Below are 23,015 nucleotides of genomic sequence, written 5' to 3'. Positions count from 1 at the left end.
CCACCCGCCCCCCGCCCGGTTGCGCGGCCCCGGCCGTACGACCGGACCAGGGCCGAACGGCCCTCACCAGTGCCCCGATCACGCCCGTTACCCTGGGCCCCGTGCCTGATCAGCGGCACCGCCGACACCGGCCCGCCCGGCCCACCCGCCCCCGCACCCCCGGGGCGCCGCCGCCGGGTCCGCCGTGCCGGCCCTGGGGGAAGACGAGGGGACGCCCGGATGGACAGCACGGAATGCCGCAACGGCCTGGACCGGACGGCCGCGGGGGACGGTCCCGCCCGGACGGCGGCCGAGCCGCTGGTCGGCCGCCGCCGCGAGACGGACCTGCTCGGCCGGGCTCTGGAACGGGCGGCGACCGGCGCCGGCGGCGGCTCGGTGCTGCTCCGCGGCGAGGCCGGGATCGGCAAGACCGCGCTGCTCGCCTGGGCCGGGCAGCGGGCCCGCGGCGCCGGATTCACCGTGCTCCGGGCGGTGGGCGCCGAGGCCGAGCGGGAGTTCGCCTTCGGCGTCCTGCACCAGATCCTCTGGCCGCTGCTGGACGACGCCCGCTCCCTGACCGCCCCTCAGCGCGAGGCCCTGGAGTACGTCCTCGGCCGCCGCGAGGGCGAGGTGCCCGGCGGCTTCATGGTCGGCGCCGCCGCCCTGGCCCTGCTCGCCGAGGCGGCCCGCCGCCGCCCGCTGCTGCTCCTGGTCGACGACCTGCACTGGGTGGACTCCTCCAGCGCCACCGTGCTGGCCTTCCTGCACCGCCGCAGTGCCGACCTGCCGCTGGTGCTGGTGGGCGCCGGCCGCCCGGAGGGCACGGCGGCCGAGATCTGGCCGGACCGGCCGGTGGAGGTCACCGCCCTCGCCGAGGCCGACGCCGAGACCCTGGTACGCCGCCGCTACCCCGCCCTGGCCGCCACCACCGCGAGCCGGGTCCTCCAGGAGGCCGACGGCAACCCGCTCGCCCTGGTGGAACTGCCCCGGCAGCTGGCGCAGGGCCAGCTGCGCGGCGTCCTCCCGCTGCCCGACCGGCTCCCGCTCGGGCAGCGCCTGGAGGCCCTGTTCGCGGACCGGCTGGGCGACCTCTCCCCGCCGGCCGCCCGGGTGCTGCTGCTGGCCGCACTGGCCGGCGGCGCCGCGGCCGGCGACGCCGGCGCGTGGCTGCGCACGGCGGCCGGCGGCCGGGCCGAGCAGGTCCTGGACGAGATCGAGGCCGGCGGGCTCGCCGTCCTCGAACCCGCCGGGCGGCTGGCCTTCCGGCACCCGCTGGTCCGCAGCGCGGTGATCTCCGCCGCCGCCGGGTCCGAGCAACGCGAGGCCCACCGCCTGCTCGCCGAGGGCCTGGCCGCCGACGACCCGCGCCGGCTGCTCCACGAGGCCTCGGCCGCCGTCCTCCCCGACCAGGCGCTGGCCGAGCGGCTGCAGGAGGCCGGCCGCCGGCTGGCCCGGCGCGGCGCCGACGCCGAGGGCGCGCTGCTGCTCGACCGGGCCGCCGCCCTCAGCGCCGACCCCGACGACCGGGCCCGCCGGCTCACCTGGGCCGCGGTGATGGCCGCCCGCGGCGGACAACTCCCGTACACCGCACGGCTGGTGGCCGAGATCGAGACCGCCGCCGTACCGCCGGACATCGCCCCGCTGTTCGCCTACGCCGTGGTCTACGTCGACCAGAGCCACCGGATCGACTTCGAGTCGTCCGCCGCCCTGCTGCCCGCCGCCCTGGACGCACTGACCGCGCCCGGCGCGGAGTCCTTCGGCGGCCTCGCCGAACAGGCGTACTTCAAACTGCTGCTGGCCGCCACCTACACCGACGACCCGCGGGCCTGGCGGGCCCTGGCCGCCCACCGCGAGCACGTCTCCGAACCGGCCAGGCTCTGCCACCGCGCCTGGTCCGACCCCGCCCGCACCGCCCACGGAGTGGCGGAGGAACTGCGGGCCCTGATCGGCCGGATGAGCCGGGCCCAGGAGGCCGGCGCCGCCTGGCTGCTGCTGTGGACGGCCTCCGCGGTGGACGCCGCCGACGAGGACCTGTGGCGGCGGTTCACCGGCCAGCACGGCTACGCCACCCAGGGCTCGATCGCCAAGGCCCGGGTCCACCGCGACTACCTGCGCGGCCGCTGGGACGCCGCCGAGGACTGCCTGCGGGAGGCCGAGGCCGCCGAGGAACTCGGCTACCACACCAACGCCCTGATGTTCCGCCTCACCTGGGCCCAGGTGCTGGCCGGACGCGGCGACGAAGCCGCCCTGGAGGCCCTCGACCGGCGGCTGCGCCCGGTCGCCGCCGGCGCCGGCATGCGGTTCGTCACCGACCGCCTGGACCACCTGCGGGCCCTCGCCGCCCTCGGCCACGGCCGCTACGAGGAGGCGTACGCCCGACTGGCCCGGCTCACCCCGCCCGGCGAACTCCCGCCCGGCCTGCCCTGGTTCCACCAGCCGTTCATCGACCTGGTCGCCGCCGCCGTGCACACCGGCCGGCACCGCGAGGCCCGCGCCCACCTGGCCGCCGGCCGGGCCGCCCGGATGGCCGAGATCTCCGCCCGCCACGCCTTCCTGCTCGCCGCCGCCGAGGCCCTGGCCGCCGACGAGGAGGAGGCCGAGGACCGCTACCGCGCCGCCCACGCCGTCCCCGGCGCCGAGAGCTGGGTGTTCGACCTGGCCCGGCTGCGACTGGCCCACGGCTCCTGGCTGCGCCGCCGCCACCGCGCGGAGGCCCGGGAGGTGCTGGGCGAGGCGCTGCACGCCTTCCGCGCCCTGGGCGCCGGGCCGTGGGCGGACCGCTGCGCCGAGGAGCTGCGGGCCGCCGGGCAGCCGGCCGGCGCCCCCGCGTCCGGGGTCGAACGGCTGCTGACCGGCCAGGAGTTGCGGATCGCCCGGCTCGCCGCGACCGGCCTCACCAACAAGGAGATCGGCGCCCGGCTGCGGCTGTCCCCGAGGACCGTCGGCGCCCACCTCTACAAGGTCTTCCCCAAGCTGGGCATCACCACCCGGGCCGCCCTCTCCCAGGCCCTGGACCCGGCCCCGGACCAGGCCTGACGCCCGTGGACGACGGGTCGGTCAGATGACCTACGTCGCCGGCCGGTCCGTCCGTCACGCTGGTGGTGCGGGGTGCCCGGCCCGTGCGCGCCGGTTTCTCCCCCTCCGGTGGGCGCACCCGGGGCCCCGCCCGGATCAGTGGAACCGAAAGGGGCAGTCAGGTGGACTCGGTGGTGAGGTGCGCCTCCGTCGCGGCGGCGGCGGAGCGGACGGCCCGGCGGCAGGGACCGGCCGGGGAGTCGCGGGCGCGGCGGCGGAGGCCCGCCCCCGCGATGCACACCCTGCTTATCGAACTCGCCGCCGGCCGAACGGCCGACCGCACCGCGGGCCCCGGCGAAAACCCGGGCGCCCGCACGGCCTCGGGCCGCTACGATCGGCGCCGAACCCGATCCCGGCGGTCCCACTAGGGCTGGTCCGACCCGTCGTGCGCGCGGCGGGAACGGTCAGACCCAGCGCCCGCCCGGCGCCCCGTGGAGGACCGATGACCCAGGCACCCGAGCGGCCCGCCGCCCCCGCCGACCACCCCGAGCGGCTGACGGCCGGCCACCCCTTCCGGCAGTGGAAGACCTGGCGGATCCCCGGCACCCGGCTGACCCTCACGGGCTACTCCCGCGCCAACGACAAGACCTTCTTCCACATCCCCGAGCTGCGCTGCAGCCTCGACGCGGGTCTGTGCGAGGGCCGGCAGGTGGACACCGTCTTCCTCACCCACACCCACCACGACCACGCCAAGGACCTCGACTTCCTCGCCGCCAAGGCCTCCGGCGTCGACATCCACCTCCCGGCCGCCGCCCTGCCCTACACCGAGTCCTACCTGCGGGCCTCCGCGGAGCTCAACCACGGCCCCGCGTACGACCCGGCCCTGGCCGGCCACCGGCTGCACGGCGTGCGGCACGGCGACGAGTTCACCTTCGGCCGCGGCGGCCACCACGTGCGGGTGGTGGAGTGCGAGCACAAGGTGCCCTGCGTCGGGTACGCCTTCGCGGAGACCCGCACCGCGCTCACCCCCGCCCTGGAGGAGCTGCGGCGCACGCTGGTCGCCGAGGGCCGCGGCGCCGAGTTCGGCCGCCGGGTGGCGCGGCTGCGCGCCGAGGGAACCGAGGTCGACCGGGAGGTCCGCCGCCCGCTGTTCGCCTACCTCGGCGACACCCACGTGGACGTCTTCGCCCGCAACCCCTGGCTGTTCGACTACCCGGTGGTCATCACCGAGTGCACCTACCTGGACGACTCCGAACTGGACCGCGCCGACCGGGTCGGGCACACCGTGTGGAGCCGCCTGCGCCCGGTGGTCGAGGCCCACCCCGAGACCCTGTTCGTACTGATCCACTTCAGCCTGCGCCACTCCGACCGCGAGGTCCTGGAGTTCTTCCGCACCACCTGGGCCCGCGACGGCCGCCCGGACAACGTCCTGCTCTGGGTCCACCCCGACAGCGCCCTCCCCGAGCAGCACCAGCACACCTGACGGACCGTACCGCCGCGGGCCCCGGCGGCGGTTCGGCTACGCGGCCCGCTCCGCCGCGCCGGTCGACCACTTCAGCTCGATCTCCAACTCGATCTCGCCGTCGCCGACCTCCACCTCGAACTCCGCCCGCACCTCCTCCGGCACACGCAGCTCCAAGGTCCCCGGACCGAACTCCAACTCGGCCTCACCGCCCCGGCGCAGGGCGGCCGCCACCGCCTCCAGCTGCGCCGCGGCCTCCACCCGCGACATCGAACGCTTCTGCTCGAACTTCAGGTCCTTCACGGCTGCCTCCGGTCGGTCGGCATGGACGGGCGGTGGCCGTCGGCGGCCGCCGCGGCCCGCTGCCCGCCGTCGGCGCCCGACGCCCCGGACGGGAGCGGCACGCCGTTGCGGCGGAGCACCTGGCGCAGGTCCAGGATCAGCGGGAACACCTCGTGGTTGCGGTCCTCACCCTGCTCGTCCCAGGCCCGCTGCTCCGCCTCCACCGCCATCCGGTCCTGGGCGAACACCCGCTCGGTGAACCGGCGGATCAGCGGCCACGCCAGGTGGAGCACCCCCGGGACCGGCGGCTTGGCGATCATCAGCAGCCCGTACGCGTGGTTGGTGCGCTGCTCGGCGTCCTCCGGCACGTACGCCGCCCAGAGCGAGAACGCGGGCAGCTCGGTGCCCTCGGGGACGGCCTGCAGCGTCTGGTACGGGTACTCGGTGCGGATGGTGATCACATCCGGGTTCTGCCGCCCGCCGCGCCCCTCCGCGGACAGCAGCCCGGCCCCGCGGTCCTTCCGGCCCCCGGTCGGCACGAACCGGTAGCGGGCCTCCACGAACCGCGGACCGGTCGCGTACCCCAGCAGCTCCGGCTGGATCCGGCCCAGCACGCTGCGGTGCAGGAACTGGTGGTTCATGTCCAGCAGGTTCTCGTGCATGAACGAGTAGTGGCAGCGCACCGTCCGGGAGAACGTCATGGTCCGGTGCGTGGCCGCGCCGTACTGCGGCAGCACCGGGAACGGCGCCGACTCCGCCCGCTCCGGATCACCCGGGAAGACGAACACCAGCCCGAACGCCTCCCGGACCGGGTACGACCGCACCCCCCGCGGCGGCCGCTCGCAGCCCTTGGGCAGGTACGGGATCTGCGAGAGGTGCCCGTTCCCGCGGTACGCCCACGCGTGGTAGCAGCAGCGCAGCACGTCCCCCTCCACCACGCCGAGGCTCAACGGCACCTGGCGGTGCGCGCACCGGTCCTCCAGGGCGTGCACCCGGCCGCTCCGGCCCCGGTACAGCACGATCCGCTCCCCGGCGAACACGGCGGCGAAGGTGCGCTCCGGCGGCACCCGCCGGGACAGCGCCACCGGGTACCACGCCTGCGGGTCGATCCCGATGCGCCGCAGGTCGGGGACGGTCTCCGGGAGGGCGTCCGCCGGGTACGGCGGCAGCGCCGACGACCAGTGGGGCCGGGGGCCGTCCGATGGGGGTCGGGCCTCGGTCATGAGCTGCTCCCTTGCGCTCGGGGAGGGAGGGGCGACGCGGCCTCGGGGTCGGCGGGCCCCGGCCCCCGGCGTCGCGTCCTGCGGCGTCCCGGGCCGACGGCGGTCCGCCGGCCCGCAGTGGGACTCCACCTCCCCACGGTGGCCGCGGCCGGCACGAACGGCAACCGCGAAGCGGTGACGGGCGGCCGGGTCCCCCGATGGGCTGAGCCCCGGTGGCGCGGCCTCGCGCGTCGGACGGGGCGTCACCCCCTCGGCTGCTAGGACTGGTCGACGAACCCACGCCCGTGAGGAGAGGCGCATGAGCAGCAGACGGCCACGCGGCGCAACCGGGACCGGAACCGGGACCGGGCCCGCGGCGGCGGAGGTCCGGGCGGCCGTCTCCCGGCTGGAGGGCTACCTCGCCTGGGAGGCCGAGATCTCCGCCGCCCACCGGGACGCCGAGACCTTCGCCTGCCGGTTCGACTGGCTGCCGGACGGGCAGCGCCGCGAGATCGAGCAGGCCTACGCCGCCGACCGCCTGCGGTACGCCGAGGGCGTGGTGGACCGGGCGGTGACCCGCTGCCAGCAACTCAAGGAGGAGTACAGCCGCCGCTACCGCCTGGCCTGCGCCCGCTGGTCCGCCGCCTGCCTGGCCGTGATGGCGGTCACCGGACTGCTGGCGGCCCTGCCGGTCCTGCTGCGCGGCTAGCCCCCGCGTCCGGCGTCCGCGGAACGGGCCGACCACAGGAGCGCGGGGAGGCACGTCCTGTGGTCGACCGCGGACCGGGCGGCCCGGCTCAGTGGTGGCCGTGGCCGGAGCTGATCTCCTCGTGCTCCGCGGCGGTCGGCTTCCGGATCTGCCCGTACTTGCCGAAGTAGCCCTGCGAGAAGTTGGTGCGCCACCGCTCCATCCGGCCGACCTTGCGGCGGACGCCGTTCTCGTCGACCTCCGGCTCCGGCTCGTACGGGTCGGGCTGGTGGTGCGCCGTCAGGGTGTACAGGTCCGCCTGGTCGAGCGGGGTGTGGACCTCGATGAACTCGCCGTGCGGCAGCCGCCTGATGATGCCGCTCTCGCGGCCGTGCAGCACCTTCTCGCGGTCGCGGCGCTGGAGGCCGAGGCACCAGCGCTTGGTGACCACGTAGACGATCACCGGTAGGACGAAGAAGGCCACCCGGACGACGTTGGTGATGGCGTTGATGGACAGGTGCAGGCTGGTGGCGAGCAGGTCGTTGCCGCCGCCGGCCAGCAGGATCAGGTAGAGGGAGATCCAGGCGGCGCCGACGCCGGTCCGCACGGGGGCGTTGCGCGGCCGGTCCAGCAGGTGGTGCTCGCGCTTGTCGGCGGTCACCCAGGACTCGAAGAACGGGTAGCCCCAGATGATGCACAGGATGAGCGGGAAGATGATCAGCGGGATGAAGACGCCGAGGACCAGGGTGTGGCCCCAGAGGCTGATCTCCCAGCCGGGCATGATGCGCACCAGGCCCTCGGAGAAGCCCATGTACCAGTCCGGCTGGGCGTCGGTGGAGACCTGGTCGGGCCGGTACGGCCCGTACAGCCAGATCGGGTTGACGGTGGCGATGGCGGCCATCGCCGAGACGATGCCGAAGACCAGGAAGAAGAAGCCGCCCGCCTTGGCCATGTAGATCGGCATCAGCGGCATGCCGACGACGTTCTGCTCGGTCTTGCCGGGGCCCGCCCAGTGGGTGTGCTTGTGGTAGAAGACCAGGATCAGGTGCGCCACCAGCAGGCCCAGCATGATGCCGGGGATCAGCAGGATGTGCACGGTGAACAGGCGCGGCACGATCACCGTGCCCGGGAACTGCCCGCCGAACAGGAAGAACGCGATGTACGTCCCGATGATCGGCACGGAGAGGACCGCGCCCTCCATGAAGCGGATGCCGGTGCCGGAGAGCAGGTCGTCCGGCAGCGAGTAGCCCATGAAGCCGTCGAACATGCCGAGGATCAGCAGCCCGGCGCCGATGAGCCAGTTCAGCTCACGGGGCTTGCGGAAGGCGCCGGTGAAGAAGATCCGCATCATGTGCACCAGCATCGAGGCCACGAACACGATCGCGGCCCAGTGGTGGATCTGGCGGATCAGCAGGCCGCCGCGGATGTCGAAGCTGATGTCCAGGGTGGAGGCGTACGCCTCCGACATCCGGATGCCGTCCAGCGGCCGGTAGGAGCCCGTGTACGTGGTCTCGCCCATGCTGGGCACGAAGAACAGGGTCAGCCACACGCCCGTCAGGATGATGACGACGAACGTGTAGAGCGCGATCTCGCCCAGCATGAAGGACCAGTGGTCCGGGAAGATCTTGCGGATGTTGGCCTTGGACAGCGCGTAGAGGCCGACCCGGCCGTCCGTCCAGTCGGCCACGGCCTCGGCGGCGTTGGCCGGCTTCGCGCGGGTGCTTCCGGGCTTCCCGGGCTTCCCGGCCCCGGACGGCGACGGTCTCCCGGCCCTCATGCCCGGCCCCCGGTGCGCGGCGGGAGCGCCGCTGCCGGGCCGGCGGCTGGGGCGGGCGGGTGTCGGTGGGATGACGCGATCATCAGGACCTCTCGGACGGGACAGGTACCAGCGGGAGGCGGCCGGGGCCCCGGCGGCGGGGCGGTCGCTCACGGTAGCGGGTCGTTTACACCGCCATGCTGGCGCGCGGCCGATGCCGACGCACGTCCATCGCGCTCAGCCAGCGGCGTGTCGCACCCCAACCGGGCCCGGCGGGATCCCCGGGACCCGCCCCGGCGCCCGGGGCGCACCCCGAACGGCGGTACCTCCGGCCGGGATGCGGTGTGACGATCGGACCCGCGCCGCCGCGCCGGGCCGACCGTCCGGTCGCCCGGCCGCGTCGCGGCGTCCCGGCGACGGCGTCCGTCAGACAAGCCCTACGCCGGAGCGGTCGGGGCCGGGGCGAGCCGGGACTGCGAGCGGGCGGTGGTGGCGGCCAGCCCGGCCACCACGTCGCGGAAGGACCCCCGGCGGGCGAAGTCCGCCCGCTGCCGGTCCGCGCCGGTACCGCCGGCCAGCAGCCGGCGGACGAGGGTCTGGGCCAGCGCCAGGTCGCCGGTCCGTTCGAGGCCGGGGGAGGCGTGCACCAGCAGGTCGGAGAGGAGCTCGCGCATCGGCCTGAGGACACCGGTCCGCAGGTCCAGACCCGGGCCGGACAGGCCCGACCGGGCGGCCAGCCGGTGCGCCCGGGCCACCTCCGCCGGGGCCGGTACGGGCGGCGGCGGTGCGGAGGCCCGCGGGACCCGGGCCAGGCCGCGCAGCAGGACCGCCAACAGCACGATCACCTCGCGGTCGGCGTTGGTGTCGGCGATCCGGATCTCCAGCGTCGGGACGTGCTCCGAGGGCCGGGCGTACCAGTAGATCATCTTGCGGTCGAGGATCACCCGCTCGGACAGCAGCCGCCGGACCGTGCGCTCGTACCCCGGCTCGTCCAGCACCGGCGCCGGGCCGCAGGTCGGCCAGGCCGCGTAGCAGCCGGCCCGGGTGCTGGCGAGGCCCCGGTCGCGTCCCTCGCAGAACGGCGAGTTCACGCACATCGCCTCCAGCACCGGCAGCCAGGGGCGCAGCCGGACGCCGAGCGCCAGCGCCTCGGCCCGGGTCAGCTCGCCGAGGTGCACGTGGCAGCCGCACAGCTCCCCGCCGGGCTGGTCGGCCACCGCGCCGACGTGCGCCGCCACCTCCCGGTAGCGCGGCGCGTCGGTGACCGGCAGCGGGTGCGCGCTGGGCAGCACCGGCGTCCCCGAGGCCACCAGCAGGCAGCCCGCGGAGGCCGCCGCGGCGGCCAGGATCCCGCGGGTCGCGGCCAGCTCGGAGCGCAGCTCGTCCACCGTGGCCACCGGGCGGGTGCACGCCTCCACCTGGGTGGCGATGAACTCGGTCTGCGCCCGCCGGCCCAGCGTCGGCCGGGCCTCGGCCAGCACCCGCTTCGCCAGCGGCACCGTACGGAAGGTGGCCGGGTCGACCAGGAGGAACTCCTCCTCGATCCCGAACCGCAGCGGCCCCCGTCCGGGCCCCGCGGTCACAGGGCCCGCCCGCGGGCGGCCGGGGCGCGCCGACCGGGGCACACCAGGGGGCGCGGGCGAGCGGGCATGACGGAACCCTCCGAGTACGGACTACCTCCTCGTATGCCCGCCCGGCCGGCCCGGAAAACCGCCGCCGCTCCGTGCCGGGCCCGTTCCGTGTCGGCGCAGGGCCGGGGATCAGGGGGTGAGACCCGCCTGGGCACCCGAGTACACCACGCGATCGAACGGCCAGTGCTTCGCCAGCCAGACCGGGACGAACGCGTCCAGCGCCCGCTCCACCGGCCCGCCGACCTCGCCGTCGACCACCCACCAGGAGACCTCGGCGGCACGGTCCGGCCCGGCGACCGGGTCGATGTACACGCAGCCCAGCAGCGCCGTCTCGGCACTGTCGAACAGGGCGTAGTTGAAGGACTCGTGGCGCACCATCTCCTCGGCGTGCCGGGCCAGGTCGACCCGGTCCTGCTCGAAGGTCATGGTCGCGGGCGGCCAGCCCCAGCTCTCCCCGTACAGCGACCACAGCCGCTCACGGGAGCCCATCACGGCCGGGTAGTCGATCGCGGTGTCCGACTCGGCGATCGGACGCAGGTGGTGACCGTCCGTCAGCGGGACGTGGAGGGGATGGGCGAAGTCATCGGGGAGCCAGCTCATGCCGGGCACCCTAGCCCGGCACCCGCTGCCCGTCCCACCGGTTTTCGACCACGGTCGCGGCCCTCCACGCCGACGCGCCCACGGCCGAGGAGACCGGCTGGGTGCAGATCGTCGAGTGGTACGACGAACTCGCCCGGCTGACCGACAGCCCGGTGGTCCGGCTCAACCGGGCGGTGGCCGTCGGCGAGGCGGACGGCCCGCGTGCCGGGCTGGCCGCCCTCGCGGCCCTCGACGACACGCTGCCCCGCCACACCGCGGTGGCGGCGTACCTCCACGAGCGCGACGGCGACCTCCCGACCGCCGCCCGCCTCTACGCCGAAGCCGCCCGCAAGGCCCCCGACCTCGCCGAACGCGACCACCTCACCCGCCAGGCCGCCCGCCTCAACACCCGCCTGCGGGGATGAGCCCGCCGAACCTGTCGGAGGGCCGGTGCAGGATGCCGTCCGGCACGGTGGACGGGGAGACGAGGACGGGACGGCCATGACGGTCACGGCGCTGGACGTACTGCGGCAGCGGCTCGGCGAGCCGGGGGCCTGGGGCCGGCCGGCGCGGCCCGAGCTGTGGCACGCCTCGGAGGCGTACCTGGGGCTCGCCCTGCCCGCCGACTACAAGGCGTTCCTCGACCTCTACGGGCCCGGGACGGTGGACGGCTACCTGGGGCTGGACCGGCCGGTGGACGGCAGCCGGGAGGAGGCGGAACGGCTCTGGTGCCAGGGCCGCTCGGGGGAGCGGGACCCGGAGGCGTACCCCTGGCCGTTCCACCCCGAGGAGGGCGGCCTGCTCGCCTGGGGCGGTGACGAGCACGGCAACCAGTACCACTTCCTGGCCGTGGAGCCGGACCCGGACGACTGGCGGATCATCGTCGAGGGTGAGACCGGGGAGTGGTTCGAGACCGCCGGGACCTGCACCGAGTTCCTGCTGCGCTGCTTCGACCGGGTGGACCGTCCGCCCTTCCTCGACCCGCGCTGGCCCGGCCGGACGGCCCGGTACCGCCCGGCCGGTCGAACTCCGCGCGGGGGCGGGCGGGTCAGCGGGTGACCTCCCAGGTGAGGCTGTGGGTGAGAGAGGGCAGCAGGGCGGGGTCGATGACCGCGCGGGTGGGGTCGGTGGCGGTGGCCGTGAGCCGGTGGCGGAGGTCCTTGGGGCCGTGCAGGTGGAGCGCGGAGAGCGGGATGTCGGTGCGGCCGCGCAGCAGGAACAGCTCGCGGCCGTCCAGGTACCAGCGCAGCCGGATGTCGGGCAGCGGGAGGTCCACGGTGAGGTGGTCGGAGGAGCGCAGGACGGTGCCGGTGGGCGTGGCGCTGGAGAGGGTCGAGGCGTACCGGTAGAAGCCGGCGATCATGGCCTCGCGGCCGGGCAGGTTGAACTCGCGGCCCAGCGACCGCATGATCGAGTTCTCGGTGGGCCGGTACAGCCCGGTGGGGTGGTAGCCGCCGCCCTCGTACGCGCCGACGGTGCCGCCGTCGGGCGAGGTCCGGCCGAGCCAGCGGTACCACTTGCTGCGGGTGCGCCGCAGCTGGCTCGCCGTCAGTTCGGTGATGTTGGCCTGCTCCGGCTCGGGCCCCTCGTAGCCGCCCTGGTCCGGGTAGAAGTACTCGTCGGCGAGCAGGCCGAGGGAGTGGCCGGTCTCGTGGACGGCGATCTGGCCGGAGCGGTCGTTGCCGCCCGACACCGTGGCGATGCCCGAGTAGCCGAGCGGGGAGACCACGTCGTTGTACCCGGCGCCGCCGTACTTGGTGCTGTGGGCGATCACCAGGACGAGGTCCGCCTGCGGCGCCTTCGCGGCGTAGCGGTCCACGGCGTCGGTGTCCACGCAGAGCAGCCGCTCCACGTCCCCGCACCAGAAGTACGAGCCGAGGGCGGTGCTGCGGACGGTGGCCGGGTCCGGGTCGCCGGAGACCCCGGACTCGGCGGACACCGCCTGGACGGCCCAGACGTTGAACAGCGCCCGGTAGCCGGCGTACGGCTCGACGGCGGTGATCTCCTGCCACTTGGTCGCCGCGTCGGCGAGGAACGCGTCCTGCTGGTCGGCGGTGTAGCCGTCCCCGATCACCACCACGTCCAGCTTGCTCGCGCTGTCGCCGTTGCGGACCACCGGCGTGACCGTGCCGTCCGGGCCGGCGAGCACCCCCGGCCGCTGCGGCGCCGCGTGCGGGGAGGCGGCGGGGACCCGGGCGCGGGAGATGCTGCCGTCCTCGGCGAAGGCCTCGACGCTGCGGGAGGCGGCGCCGGCGGGCGTGGCGGGCGCGGCGGGCGCGGGGTCGGCCGTGGAGCGGTGGTCGGCCGGTGCGGCGGAGGCCGGCTGGGCGGTGCCGAGGACGGACAGCGTGGTGACGGCGGCCAGGGCGACGGCGGCGAGGCGGGGTGTTCTCATGATGATTCCTCCTGCATTAAATTGACGATTAATCAGACTTAATCGTCGAGTTAATGTAGGTCACCACCGCGTCCACGACAATGGGTCGGACGCGGATGTCGGCTCGGAAGCGGGAGGCGCGGCCCATGGCCGAGGAGAACAAGCCGGACCACATCGGACAGCGCATCCAACGCCTGCGCCACGACCGAGGGTTGACCCAGCGCGGCCTGGCCGAGCCGGCCTACACCGCGGCCTACGTCTCCACCGTCGAGTCGGGCCGCGTCCGGCCCTCCGAGGCCGCGCTCCGGCACTTCGCCGACCGCCTCGGCGTCACCGCCGACGAACTCGCCACCGGCCGGCCCGCCCACCTCGCCGCCGAACTGGAACTCGCCCTCACCGAGGCCCAGGGTGTGCTCGCCGCCGGCGACGTGGACGACGCCGCCCGCCACTTCACCGCCGTCCTCGACCGGGCCGCCCGGCACGACCTCCCCCACGTCCGCCCCGCCGCACTGCTCGGCCTCGGCGAGTGCGCACTGGAGAGCGGCCGGCTCGACGAGGCCCGCGAGCACTTCGAGGCCGCCGAACACCTCCAGGCCGACCAGCCGCTGCCCCGACGGGCCGCCGCCATCCGCGGCCGCGCCGTCGCCCACCTGCTCGCCGGCGAACTCCGGTACGCCTGCTACCTGCTGGAGAGCACCATCGACCGGCTGAACGCGGCCGGCCTGCACGACCCGGACGCGCTGCTGCTGCTCTACTCGGCCGTCATCGGCCCGTACATGGACATGGGCGCCCACGCCCGGGCCGCCCAGGCCGCCGAACTCGCCCTCGCCCTGGCCCCCACCGCCACCGACCCCGCGCTCGTCGCCCACCTGCACCGCAGCGTCGCCCGCACCCTCATCGCCGAGGGCCGCACCGCCGAGGCCGCCGCCTCGCTCGCCAAGGCCCAGGAGCTCTACCAGCACCTCCGCCTCACCTGCGACCTCGCCAAGTGCCACTGGATGCGCGGCTACGTCCTCGCCCAGGCCGGCGACCTCCCGGCCGCCGAACGCGAACTGCGCACCGCCCGCACGCTCCTGGCCACCCGCCGCGCCGAGCTGTTCATCCACCAGGTCGACGTCGAACTCGCCGACGTCCTGCGCCGATCCGGCCGCCACGAGGACGCCGGCGCCCTCCTGGCCGACCTCCTGGAACGGCTCGGCCCGCAGCGCGGAGCCGTCCACGCCGCCGGCGCCCACCGCCTGCTCGGGCTGATCGACGAGGAACGCGGGGACCTCGACCGCGCCGAGGAGCACTACGTCACCGCCCTCTCGCTGCTGGAACGGGCGGGCGCCGCCGGCGACCTGGCCGACCTGTGCCGGCTGCTGGGCGACCTGCTGCGCCGGACCGGGCGCCTCGAACTCGCCCTCGACGTCTACCGCACCGGCCTCGGCCACCGGTCCGCCCCCGGCACCACCACCCTCGGCCCGCCCCCCGCCCACCCGCCGCTCCGCACCGCGACGGGGTCGAGGGGCGCCCCCGTACACCCCTGATCCCCGTACCCGAGCGGGTCCCGTGATCCCCGTACGCGAGGGGTCCCGCCCGGGAACGCTGCACCAACGATGCAAGTGGCCCCCCACCCGCGCCACGGGAGACCGTCGCGGTGTGACTGCAGTGAGGGAACTCCGGCGAGCACCGACCGCGCCGAGCCTGCCGACCCCGTCGTCGGGGGCGGCGGTCGCGGAGGAGCGGCGGCAGGTGCTGCGCGGCCTGATGCGCGACGTCGCCCTGCGGGACCAGGACGCGTTCGCCCGGCTGTACGACGCCGTGGCGGGCCCGGTGCTGGGCCTGGTCCGCCGGCTGCTACGGGATCCCGCCCAGTCCGAGGAGGTGGCCCAGGAGGTCTTCCTGGAGGTCTGGAGCACCGCCGACCGGTACCGGCCCGACCGCGGCGAGGTGCTGCCCTGGGTGCTCACCATCGCCCACCGCCGCGCGGTCGACCGGGTCCGGTCCGTTAGGGCCGCCGCCGACCGGGAACGGCGGATCGCCGCCGCCACCGGCACCCCGCCGTGCGACGAGGTCGCCGAGGCGGTGGAACGCCGGCTGGACCGCGAGCGGGTCCGGCGCTCGCTGCGCACGCTCAGCGAGGCGCAGCGCCAGTCACTGGCCCTGGCCTACTACGGCGGCTACACCCAGGCGCAGATCGCGGAGATCCTCGACACCCCGCTCGGCACGGTGAAGTCCCGGATCCGGGACGGGCTGCTCCGGCTGCGGGCCTGCCTCGACACCGAGGAGTGGCCGGAGTGAGGAGCGATCCGGTGACGGCGGGATCCGCCGGGTCCCCCCGGACCGCTGCGGGAACGCTGCGAGCGCGGTCCGGGCGCGAGCGCGGGACACTGGACCTGCGGGAGGACCGAGGGGAGGCGTACCGGCGCCCGGGCGTCCCGGACCCGGCGCGTTCCATCCCGGCCCCGCCGCATGACCGCTGACCTGCGATGCCGTCAGGAGGACAGGACCCCATGGCACTCACCACCGAATCCGCCGCCACCGACCGGTTGCAGCCGGCGCCCACCGAGACCCCGGAGGGCGAGGCCTCGACCTGCCACGGCATCTCCATCCCCGAGCCCGTGGAACTGCGCCGCCCCTGGCCGGCCTGGATCCCGCTGCTGGTCATCGCCCTGCTGGTGATCAGCGTCGCCGTCTTCGCGGTCGCCCGGATCGGCGGGTGGTGACCGCGGCGGTCCCACCCGGCGGCGACCGGCGGCCGGCACCGGATCCCGAGCCGGCCCCGGCGCCGTCGACCGGGGCCAGCCTCACCACCGGCGGGGTGGCCCGTCGCCTCGGCGTCTCGCCCACCACCGTCCGCTCCTGGGAACGCCGGTACGGCATCGGCCCGGCCCTGCGCGAGGCCGGACACCACCGGCGCTGGAGCCCGCAGGACCTCGCCGTGCTGGAGGCCATGTGCCGGCTCACCGCCCGCGGCGTCCCGCCCGCCGAGGCCGCCCGCCTGGCCCGCGACGGCTCCGACGGCCGCGCGGCGCTCGACCGGGCGCCGTCCGGCCGGTCCGACGCCGCCACCCCCGTGGGCGGCGTCGAACCCGGTGATCCCGGTGAGTTCGGTGAGTTCGGTGAACCCGACGCGGTCGACGTCCCTGACGCACCGGCCGCCGCCGAAGCCCCGGCCCAGGTCCCGGGCGGCGCCAACGCCCTGCCGGTCGGCCCGGTCCGCCCGGAGTGCCGCGGCCTGGCCCGGGCCGCCGTCCGGCTGGACTCGGGCGAGGTCGCCCGGATCCTCCGTCAGGTGGTCGACGACCTGGGCGCGGTGACGGCCTGGACCGAGGTGATGATGCCCGCCCTGCGCGCCGCCGGCCGCAAGTGGGCGGCCGAGGGCGAACGCTACGTCGAGGTGGAGCACCTGCTGTCCTGGCACGTCTCCACCGCCCTGCGCCGGGTCGCCGACCGTCCCGGACCGGCCCGGCCGGGACCGCCCGCGCTGCTCGCCGGGATGCCCGCCGAGCTGCACGGACTCCCGCTGGAGGCGGTCGCCGCCGGGCTGGCCGAACGCGGCCTGCCCTACCGGATGTTCGGCCCGGCCGTACCCGCCGAGGCGCTGCTGGAGGCGGTCCGCCGGACCGGGCCGGCCGCGGTGATGGTCTGGTCGCAGTCCCGGCACACCGCCGACCGGGTCCTGGCCCGCCGGGCCGCCGAGACGGCCTGGGGCGGTCGGGGTGCCCGCGCCCGGCCGGTGGTGCTGACCGCCGGGCCCGGCTGGGCGGGACACCGGACGGCGGCCGGCATGCTGCGCCCGCGCGACCTGGCCGGCGCGCTCGACCAGCTGGAGCGGCTGCTCACCTGGTGACCGCCGGCCGCCGGCGGCCCCAGGTCGCAGCCTCGGGTCAGCCCTGGGCGTGGTAGGCGGGGTGGCCGGCGTGGTCGGTGACCTTGGTCGGGGCGGCGGACCCGTTGACGGGCAGGGTGTAGACGCCGTCGGCGCCGCGGACGGCGACGGTCTTGCCGTCGGCGGAGAAGGCGGGCTCGTGGAAGTCGGTGGTGGCGTTCGGGGTGAGGTCCTTGGGCGCGCCCTCCCGGCTTAGGGGGGCGCGGAAGACGTGGGCGTGGCCGTCGACCGAGCGGACGAAGACGACGTCGTGGCCGTCGGGGGAGAGGGCGGGCTCGGAGCCCTTGGTGATCGGGCCGCCCTGCTGGCGGAGGTACTCGTCGCGGATGTAGACCTGGCCGTCCTCGTTGGCGTAGACGGAGGTGCCCTGCGTGCCGCCGCCGCTCGGCCAGGAGTTGCCGGTCATCGGGGGCACGACCACCTCGGGCCCGCCGGAGACCGCGCCCAGGGACAGGACCTCCGGGACGGCGCCGGTGGCCCGGGCCGAGACGCGCTTCAGCTTGAGCTTGCCGCCCTCGGAGACGGTGAAGATCAGGTTGTTCTTGGCCGGGATCGAGTACTGGCTGTCGGCCGCGGCGACCTGCCAGGCCGGGTGGGTCCAGGTCTGGCCGCCCGGGTTCTTGGCGACCACGACCTGCCCGGTGCCGTCCGGGTTGGCGACGGCCAGGTCGCCGGTGCCGTTGATGAAGGCGGCCTTCTTCCCGTCCGGGGACCAGACCAGGTCCCGCACGGGGGTGCCGAAGTCCACCGAGGTGCCGTTCATCAGCACGAACTGGGTGCCGTCGCTGATGGTCAGCGCCGTACCGGCGGTGCCGTTCGGGGCCTGGGCGGTCGGGGACGGCGACGCGGCGGCGGACGTGGACGGCGACGCGGAGGCGGCCGCGGAGTCGGAGGCGGTCGGAGCGGCGGGCGCCGTCGGGGTGGCGTTGTCCTGGGCGGTGTCTCCGTGCTGCGGGTTGTCGCAGGCGACCAGGCCGACCGCGCTGATCGCGGCGAGCGGCACCGCCAGGGCGAGGCGGCGGGCGCGGCCCACCCGCTTCGGGCGGACGCCCCCGGCGGGGACGGCGGTCGCGGAGCGGGTGACGACGGACTCGGTCATGGTGCGGTTCCTCGGGGTTCTTCGGTGGGGGTCTTCGTCGGTAGCGCCGGTCCCGCCCGCCCTGTCGCGGTGCCTTCCGTGTGCTCCCGCCTCGATAGACGCGCATCCCGCCGCAGGGTTGCACCCGGATCCGAGAAAAGTTTCCGGCCGTCCTCGGACCGCGTTGACGGCGGGAGGGGGCATGCTGGCCGGTGAGGAAGGTCCGGGCGGTTCCGTCGCCGCGATCGGGGCGGGGCACCGGGACCACCGCCGCGCGACGGCAGCCCCAGTGCTGCGGCGCACAGTGGTACGGGCGGGGCCGCCGTGGCCCCGCGGAAGGAAAGGTGAGCAGCGTGTGCGGTCGGTTCGTCTCCACCACCGGTCCCCAGGACCTGGTGAACCTGTTCGGGGTCACGCAGTGGGATCCGGCGGAGACGCTGGCGCCGGACTACAACGTCGCGCCGACCAAGGACGTCTACGCGGTCCTGGAACGGCCCGCCAAGGACACCGAGGTGATCCAGCGCCAGCTGCGGGTGCTGCGCTGGGGTCTGGTCCCGTCCTGGGCGAAGGACCCCTCGGTCGGCTCCCGGATGATCAACGCCCGGGTGGAGACCGTGCACGAGAAGCCCGCCTTCCGCCGGGCCTTCGCCTCCCGGCGCTGCCTGCTGCCGGCCGACGGCTTCTTCGAGTGGACGCCGCTGCCCGTCGCCGAGGGCGAGAAGCCGCGCAAGCAGCCGTACTTCATCGCGCCGGCGGACGGCACCCTGATGGCGATGGCCGGCCTGTACGAGTTCTGGCGGGACCGGACCCGGCCCGACGGCGACCCGGCGGCCTGGCTCACCACGGTCACCATCATCACCACCGAGGCCCGGGACGCGGCCGGCCGGATCCACGACCGGATGCCGCTCGCCATCGACCCCGCCGACGCCGACGCCTGGCTCGACCCCACCCGCACCGACCCGGACGAGCTCCGCTCCCTGCTGCACACGCCTGCGGGCGGCGAGTTGACGGCCACCGCGGTGTCCGCCGCGGTCAACAACGTGCGCAACAACGGCCCCGAGCTGATCGAGGCCGTCGCGGCGCCCTGAGTCGCGCTCCGTGGGGCCGGGCCCAGGCGGTGCTCACCAGGGCGCAACTGGCGGGTGTGGTTGGGGATCTCCACCTCGGCCGGCCGGGTGAGCTGATCAGCGGCCTCCGCCCGGTCGGTGGGCGCTGAGTCCGCCGTAGGCCCGCAGGGCGTCGGCCGGGTCGCCCGGTCCGCCCCGTCCGTCCCACCCGTTCCGCAGCACGGCGTCCAGGAAGGCGAGGGTGGCCCCGGCGACGACCCGCGGGCTCCGGGTGCGGCCCAGGGAGCCGACGATCGTGGGCACCGGCGGCAGGTACAGGGGGCCGTCCATGAAGGCGAGGTGCGCGGCGCCGGGGACGGTGAGCCGGTAGCTCGTCGCGGTGGTGGCGTCGAGCGCCTCGGTGAGGCGGGGCAGGTAGCGCGGATCGGTCCCCGCGGTGACCTCCTGGGTGAGCGCGAGCGCCGGCCGGTCGAGGGCGGGCGAGGCGGGGCCGTGCGGGAAGCCGTCCAGATCGACGACGGCGGCGAACCGGTGGTCCTGCCGGGCCGCCTGGAGCGCGGCGGCACCGCCCATGGAGTGGCCGGCCACCGCGACCCGGCCGGTGTCCAGGCGTCCGGTCAGCGGGTCTTCGGTCCCGTCCGGTCCCCGGCCGGCCTGACCGCCCTGCGCGACCCGGCCGCTCCGACCGCCCTGCCCGGTCAGCCGGGTGAGGACGAAGCCGAGGTCGGCGGCCCGGATCGCCGTCCAGTCGGCCGCCAGCTTCGCGTCCTCGTCCGCGTCGCCGGAGGAGTGGGTCGCGGTGGTGATCGTCCGGCCGTCGGCGAGGACGACGGCGGCCGAGTCGTACGGGTGGTCGAGGGCCGCGACCACGTAGCCGTGACTGGCCAGTTCCTCGGCCCAGGCGGTGTTCTGGGTGCGCACCCCGCTCGACCCGGGCGAGAACAGCACGACGGGGAACCGCCCGTCCCCATCGGCCACCGGGGCGTCGAAGACCGCACGGCTGCGGGCCCGCGGCACACCGTCGATCAGGAAGCCCGGCAGCCCGACCCCGCGGGCGAGCGCCTCGGAGACGGTACGCGCCTCCTCCGCCGTGCGTCCGAGGTACTGGGCCCGCTGCCCGCCGTCGGGGCTCCTCTGCGCGGGGTACCAGAGCTGGACGACGACCGTGCGCCGGTCGTCCGGATCGGCGGTGAAGGTCTCGGGGCGCTGCGGATCGGTCCACTGCACCACGCGGGTGCCGACCGCGAAGTCGCCCGTCGGCTCGGGGAACACCGGCACCGGAAAGGCCCAGGCGGCCACCGGGCCGGCGGCGATCAGCCCCAGGCATGCCGCCGATCCCGGCAGCGCCAGCCACCAGCGGGCCCGCCACGCCGGCCGGCCGGCCCGGCGTCGCAGCAGCGGGGCGCAGGCGAACGGCAGCGCGCAGCCGGCGCCCGCCAGGACCGGCAGCAGCTGCCAGCGGACGCCCGTCAACCCCAGGACGAGCGCGGACAGCACGAGCAGCGCCCCCGCCGCGACCGTGACGCGCGAGCGGGCGGCCGGGGGAAGCCAGCGCGCCAGCACCAGCGCGACGGCACTCGACAGGACGAGGATTTCGAGGGGGGACACGGACGGTCCCGCGATGATCTCGGTCACCCGGCCATCGTCGGCGCCGGGTACGTGCCGCCACATCGGTCCCGGGTCGCCGTCGCGGGCCGCCGGGGGCGGCCGGGGTCGCAGTCCTCGACGGCCGCCGGTGCCACCGCAGCAGCAACCGGGCACGCCGGAACGGTGTCCGCGTTGCGACCGGGGGAGGTGGCCGGGCTCCTCCTGCGGTCGCATCCCGGCCCGGATTCATCAGACGGTGGGTGCATGCGCCGCGCGGGGCCCGCGGTCTACGGTGTCAGGGCCGCGGCACCCGCCGGGCGGCGCGAGGCGTGCGATCCCCGTGCACGGCCCGGATCCGGCCGTCCGCGGCGGCGGCCCCGCCCGGGGCCGCCACGGCGCCGAATCGACAGGGACGTCGGATGACCGAGGCGGCAGCAGGAGCCGGCAGGGCCCACCGGGTGCGCCGACCGGGCCCGGGGCGGGCGCGGTGGGCGAGGGCGGCCGCAGCCGCGCGCCGGGGCACCCGGCTGCCGCCCCTGGTGTGGGACTCGCTGCTGCCGGCGCTCCTCCTCGTCAACGTCCTGACCACGCACGCGCCGCCGGACCTGCCGGTGTCCGTAGCCCTCACCGCCGCCCTCGCACTGCCCCTGCTGGGGCGGCGCCGCGCCCCGCGCACGGTGTTCGCCGCCGTCACCGCCGCGGCCTTCGCCCAGTGGCTGGTGGGCGTCCAACTCCCGGCGGACATCGCCCTGTTGGTGGCCCTCTTCACGGTGGGCGCGAACTCGGGCCGACGCGGCACGCTCCTGGCCGGCGCCGTCGTGCAGGCCGGGGTCCTGCTGGCCTGCCTGCGCTGGGCGCCGGAGGGCGCGTTCCTGACCCCCTTCGTCGCGCTGACCGCGACGGTCGTCGCCGCCGCCGTCCTCGGTGTGAACCTACGCACCACGCGCGCCTACCTCGCCGCGGTGGAGGAGCGGGCCGAACGCCTGGAGCGGGAACAGGAACAGCAGGCACGCCTGGCCGCCGCCGAGGAGCGGACCCGGATCACCCGGGAGATGCACGACATCGTCACCCACAACCTGTCCGTCATGGTCGCGCTGACCGACGCCGCGGTCTACGCGCAGCACCGGTCGCCCGAACGGGCCACCACCGCGATGCTCCAGATCTCCGAGACGGGCCGGCAGGCCCTGACCGACATGCGGCGCTCGTTGGGCATCCTGCGGACCGACGAACCCGACGCGGAGCGCCACCCGTTGCCCGGCATCGCCCAACTGGAGGCCCTCGCCGACCAGATGTGCGCCGCCGGCCTGCCGACCCGGCTGGAGGTCCGCGGCAGCCACGAGCACGTCCCCGCCACCGCCCAACTCACCGTCTACCGCCTGGTGCAGGAAGCCTTGACCAACACCCTGAAGCACACACCCGCCGGCACGACCGCGGAGGTCCGGATCCACTGTTCGACCGGGGCCGTCACCGTGGACGTCACCGACAGCGGCCCCTGTCCGCCGCCGCCCGCCGCCGCGCCCCCCGGTCACGGCCTCCCCGGCATGCGCGAGCGCGCGGCCGCCTACGGCGGGGAGCTGCGGGCCGGACCGCTCCCGGGCGGCGGCTGGGGAGTCCGCACCCGCCTCCTGCTCGACAGCGGCGGGGCGGCGTCCGCATGACCATCCGCATCCTGATCGCCGACGACGAAGCACTGCTCCGGATGGCCTTCGCCACCGTCCTGGAGGCCCAGCCCGACATGGCACCGGTCGGCGAGGCCGCCGACGGCGACCAGGCCGTACGCCTCGCGCGGGAGCTGTGCCCGGACGTCGTCCTCATGGACGTCCGGATGCCCGGGACCGACGGGATCGAGGCGACCCGGCAGGTCGTCGAGGTCTCGCCGGGGAGCAGGGTGCTGATCCTCACCACCTTCGACCTCGACGCGTACGCCTTCGCCGGACTCCACGCCGGGGCCTCGGGCTTCCTGCTGAAGAACACCAGGCCCGAGGAGCTCCTCACCGCGATCCGCAACGTCGCCGCCGGGGACGCGGTGGTCTCCCCGCGGATCACCCGGCGCCTGCTGGAGAGCTTCCGCCCGCACCTCCCCGACGGCAGCGGCGGCGCGCGTACGGTCCGGTCCGAGCACGACGAGCGGCTGGCCCGGCTCAGCGCGCGGGAACGCGAGGTGCTGGTCCAGGTGGGCCGCGGCCTGTCCAACACCGAGATCGCGGCCACCCTGTACCTCGCGGAGGCGACCGTGAAGTCCCATCTGGGGCGGATCCTGCAGAAGCTCGAACTCCGCGACCGGATCCAGGCCGTGGTCTTCGCCTACGAGAGCCGCCTGGTCCACCCGGCCTGACCCCACCGGACAGCCGCTGACACGGGCCGCTTCGGTGCGGTGCAGCGCGCCCGGGGGCTTCAGGCGTGCGGGCGGATCATGTCCCAGGGGCCTGCGGCAGGACGTC

General features: G+C 75.8%; 20 protein-coding genes and 1 pseudogene. 12 read left to right on the top strand and 9 right to left on the bottom strand.

The genetic code is table 11. The features are described 5' to 3' along the window. Nucleotides 1-219: 219 nt before the first annotated feature. A complete protein-coding gene (locus tag ABWK59_RS04220) occupies nt 220-3,015 on the top strand; it encodes a BREX system ATP-binding domain-containing protein (RefSeq protein ID WP_354637939.1) in 2,796 nt (931 codons plus the stop codon). Between the two features lie 157 nt (nt 3,016-3,172). Here ABWK59_RS04220 and ABWK59_RS04215 read toward each other — a convergent pair whose 3' ends face one another. Continuing rightward, a complete protein-coding gene (locus ABWK59_RS04215) occupies nt 3,173-3,295 on the bottom strand; it encodes a hypothetical protein (RefSeq protein WP_354637938.1) in 123 nt (40 codons plus the stop codon). Nucleotides 3,296-3,496: 201 nt separating this feature from the next. On the opposite strand from ABWK59_RS04215, the gene ABWK59_RS04210 reads away from it, so the two are divergent. After that, a complete protein-coding gene (locus tag ABWK59_RS04210; protein ID WP_354637937.1) occupies nt 3,497-4,477 on the top strand; it encodes an MBL fold metallo-hydrolase in 981 nt (326 codons plus the stop codon). A 36-nt stretch (nt 4,478-4,513) separates the two neighbouring features. Here the strand turns inward: ABWK59_RS04210 and ABWK59_RS04205 are convergent, their stop codons facing one another. Then, the gene (locus ABWK59_RS04205; RefSeq protein WP_354637936.1) at nt 4,514-4,759 is read right to left on the bottom strand and encodes an amphi-Trp domain-containing protein; all 246 of its coding nucleotides are present in this window, start codon (nt 4,757-4,759) and stop codon (nt 4,514-4,516) included. Next, nucleotides 4,756-5,961, bottom strand: a complete 1,206-nt coding sequence (locus tag ABWK59_RS04200) for an aromatic ring-hydroxylating dioxygenase subunit alpha (RefSeq protein WP_354637935.1) — start codon at nt 5,959-5,961, stop codon at nt 4,756-4,758. The genes ABWK59_RS04205 and ABWK59_RS04200 overlap by 4 nt, the downstream gene beginning before the upstream one ends. Before the next feature lie 298 nt (nt 5,962-6,259). Here ABWK59_RS04200 and ABWK59_RS04195 point away from each other — a divergent pair, with 298 nt between their 5' ends. Further along, entirely contained in the window at nt 6,260-6,649 is a 390-nt protein-coding gene (locus ABWK59_RS04195) for a cytochrome C oxidase subunit I (RefSeq protein WP_354637934.1), read from the top strand. A gap of 88 nt (nt 6,650-6,737) precedes the next feature. On the opposite strand, the gene ABWK59_RS04190 is transcribed toward ABWK59_RS04195, so the two are convergent. From ABWK59_RS04190 to ABWK59_RS04180, 3 genes are all read right to left on the bottom strand, one after another. Continuing rightward, nucleotides 6,738-8,405, bottom strand: coding sequence for a cytochrome b (locus ABWK59_RS04190; protein ID WP_354637933.1), 1,668 nt, complete (start codon nt 8,403-8,405; stop codon nt 6,738-6,740). A 416-nt stretch (nt 8,406-8,821) separates the two neighbouring features. Then, a complete protein-coding gene (locus ABWK59_RS04185; protein WP_354637932.1) occupies nt 8,822-9,967 on the bottom strand; it encodes a carboxylate-amine ligase in 1,146 nt (381 codons plus the stop codon). 177 nt (nt 9,968-10,144) lie between these two features. Then, the gene (locus ABWK59_RS04180; RefSeq protein WP_354637931.1) at nt 10,145-10,615 is read right to left on the bottom strand and encodes an N-acetyltransferase; all 471 of its coding nucleotides are present in this window, start codon (nt 10,613-10,615) and stop codon (nt 10,145-10,147) included. A 53-nt stretch (nt 10,616-10,668) separates the two neighbouring features. On the opposite strand from ABWK59_RS04180, the pseudogene ABWK59_RS04175 reads away from it, so the two are divergent. Continuing rightward, nucleotides 10,669-11,019 (top strand): annotated as a pseudogene (locus ABWK59_RS04175) (RNA polymerase subunit sigma-24); the annotation flags it as partial. A 76-nt stretch (nt 11,020-11,095) separates the two neighbouring features. Further along, complete coding sequence (locus ABWK59_RS04170) at nt 11,096-11,653, top strand: SMI1/KNR4 family protein (RefSeq protein WP_354637930.1); 558 nt, start codon at nt 11,096-11,098, stop codon at nt 11,651-11,653. Here ABWK59_RS04170 and ABWK59_RS04165 read toward each other — a convergent pair. Further along, nucleotides 11,643-12,989: a M64 family metallopeptidase gene (locus ABWK59_RS04165; protein WP_354637929.1), complete on the bottom strand. Its 1,347-nt coding sequence runs from the start codon at nt 12,987-12,989 to the stop codon at nt 11,643-11,645. The two genes, ABWK59_RS04170 and ABWK59_RS04165, sit on opposite strands and share 11 nt — an antisense overlap. A gap of 125 nt (nt 12,990-13,114) precedes the next feature. On the opposite strand from ABWK59_RS04165, the gene ABWK59_RS04160 reads away from it, so the two are divergent. The 4 genes from ABWK59_RS04160 to ABWK59_RS04145 all read left to right on the top strand — a co-directional run bounded on the left by ABWK59_RS04160 (nt 13,115) and on the right by ABWK59_RS04145 (nt 16,803). Continuing rightward, nucleotides 13,115-14,497, top strand: coding sequence for a tetratricopeptide repeat protein (locus tag ABWK59_RS04160; protein ID WP_354637928.1), 1,383 nt, complete (start codon nt 13,115-13,117; stop codon nt 14,495-14,497). Nucleotides 14,498-14,654: 157 nt separating this feature from the next. Next, a complete protein-coding gene (sigK, locus tag ABWK59_RS04155; RefSeq protein WP_420492903.1) occupies nt 14,655-15,251 on the top strand; it encodes an ECF RNA polymerase sigma factor SigK in 597 nt (198 codons plus the stop codon). Nucleotides 15,252-15,463: 212 nt separating this feature from the next. After that, entirely contained in the window at nt 15,464-15,676 is a 213-nt protein-coding gene (locus tag ABWK59_RS04150) for a DUF6480 family protein (protein ID WP_354637927.1), read from the top strand. A 95-nt stretch (nt 15,677-15,771) separates the two neighbouring features. Then, nucleotides 15,772-16,803 carry a MerR family transcriptional regulator gene (locus ABWK59_RS04145; protein WP_354637926.1) on the top strand — a complete coding sequence of 344 codons (1,032 nt, stop codon included), beginning with the start codon at nt 15,772-15,774 and terminating at the stop codon, nt 16,801-16,803. A gap of 37 nt (nt 16,804-16,840) precedes the next feature. Here the strand turns inward: ABWK59_RS04145 and ABWK59_RS04140 are convergent, their stop codons facing one another. Next, nucleotides 16,841-17,941, bottom strand: a complete 1,101-nt coding sequence (locus tag ABWK59_RS04140) for a TolB family protein (RefSeq protein ID WP_354637925.1) — start codon at nt 17,939-17,941, stop codon at nt 16,841-16,843. A gap of 332 nt (nt 17,942-18,273) precedes the next feature. Between ABWK59_RS04140 and ABWK59_RS04135 the strand changes: the two genes are divergently transcribed. Next, nucleotides 18,274-19,008 (top strand): SOS response-associated peptidase, encoded by a 735-nt coding sequence (locus ABWK59_RS04135; RefSeq protein WP_354637924.1) that lies wholly within the window; start codon nt 18,274-18,276, stop codon nt 19,006-19,008. A gap of 96 nt (nt 19,009-19,104) precedes the next feature. Here the strand turns inward: ABWK59_RS04135 and ABWK59_RS04130 are convergent, their stop codons facing one another. Then, the gene (locus tag ABWK59_RS04130; protein ID WP_354637923.1) at nt 19,105-20,658 is read right to left on the bottom strand and encodes an alpha/beta hydrolase family protein; all 1,554 of its coding nucleotides are present in this window, start codon (nt 20,656-20,658) and stop codon (nt 19,105-19,107) included. 335 nt (nt 20,659-20,993) lie between these two features. Here ABWK59_RS04130 and ABWK59_RS04125 point away from each other — a divergent pair, with 335 nt between their 5' ends. Both ABWK59_RS04125 and ABWK59_RS04120 read left to right on the top strand, forming a co-directional pair. Further along, entirely contained in the window at nt 20,994-22,232 is a 1,239-nt protein-coding gene (locus ABWK59_RS04125; RefSeq protein ID WP_354637922.1) for a sensor histidine kinase, read from the top strand. After that, entirely contained in the window at nt 22,229-22,909 is a 681-nt protein-coding gene (locus tag ABWK59_RS04120) for a response regulator transcription factor (RefSeq protein WP_354637921.1), read from the top strand. The genes ABWK59_RS04125 and ABWK59_RS04120 overlap by 4 nt, the downstream gene beginning before the upstream one ends. Nucleotides 22,910-23,015 lie beyond the last annotated feature (106 nt).

Origin of the sequence: Kitasatospora sp. HUAS MG31 (assembly GCF_040571325.1) — a bacterium.
GTDB classification, from domain to species: Bacteria; Actinomycetota; Actinomycetes; order Streptomycetales; family Streptomycetaceae; genus Kitasatospora; species Kitasatospora camelliae.
This window is presented reverse-complemented; position numbering and strand designations above follow the sequence as displayed.

Coding starts and splice junctions, on each gene's coding strand:
- ABWK59_RS04220 (WP_354637939.1), top strand. CDS start 220: ATGGACAGCACGGAATGCCGCAACGGCCTGGACCGGACGGCCGCGGGG.
- ABWK59_RS04210 (WP_354637937.1), top strand. CDS start 3,497: ATGACCCAGGCACCCGAGCGGCCCGCCGCCCCCGCCGACCACCCCGAG.
- ABWK59_RS04200 (WP_354637935.1), bottom strand. CDS start 5,961: ATGACCGAGGCCCGACCCCCATCGGACGGCCCCCGGCCCCACTGGTCG.
- ABWK59_RS04195 (WP_354637934.1), top strand. CDS start 6,260: ATGAGCAGCAGACGGCCACGCGGCGCAACCGGGACCGGAACCGGGACC.
- ABWK59_RS04190 (WP_354637933.1), bottom strand. CDS start 8,405: ATGAGGGCCGGGAGACCGTCGCCGTCCGGGGCCGGGAAGCCCGGGAAG.
- ABWK59_RS04180 (WP_354637931.1), bottom strand. CDS start 10,615: ATGAGCTGGCTCCCCGATGACTTCGCCCATCCCCTCCACGTCCCGCTG.
- ABWK59_RS04170 (WP_354637930.1), top strand. CDS start 11,096: ATGACGGTCACGGCGCTGGACGTACTGCGGCAGCGGCTCGGCGAGCCG.
- ABWK59_RS04165 (WP_354637929.1), bottom strand. CDS start 12,989: ATGAGAACACCCCGCCTCGCCGCCGTCGCCCTGGCCGCCGTCACCACG.
- ABWK59_RS04160 (WP_354637928.1), top strand. CDS start 13,115: ATGGCCGAGGAGAACAAGCCGGACCACATCGGACAGCGCATCCAACGC.
- ABWK59_RS04150 (WP_354637927.1), top strand. CDS start 15,464: ATGGCACTCACCACCGAATCCGCCGCCACCGACCGGTTGCAGCCGGCG.
- ABWK59_RS04140 (WP_354637925.1), bottom strand. CDS start 17,941: ATGACCGAGTCCGTCGTCACCCGCTCCGCGACCGCCGTCCCCGCCGGG.
- ABWK59_RS04130 (WP_354637923.1), bottom strand. CDS start 20,658: ATGTGGCGGCACGTACCCGGCGCCGACGATGGCCGGGTGACCGAGATC.
- ABWK59_RS04125 (WP_354637922.1), top strand. CDS start 20,994: ATGACCGAGGCGGCAGCAGGAGCCGGCAGGGCCCACCGGGTGCGCCGA.
- ABWK59_RS04120 (WP_354637921.1), top strand. CDS start 22,229: ATGACCATCCGCATCCTGATCGCCGACGACGAAGCACTGCTCCGGATG.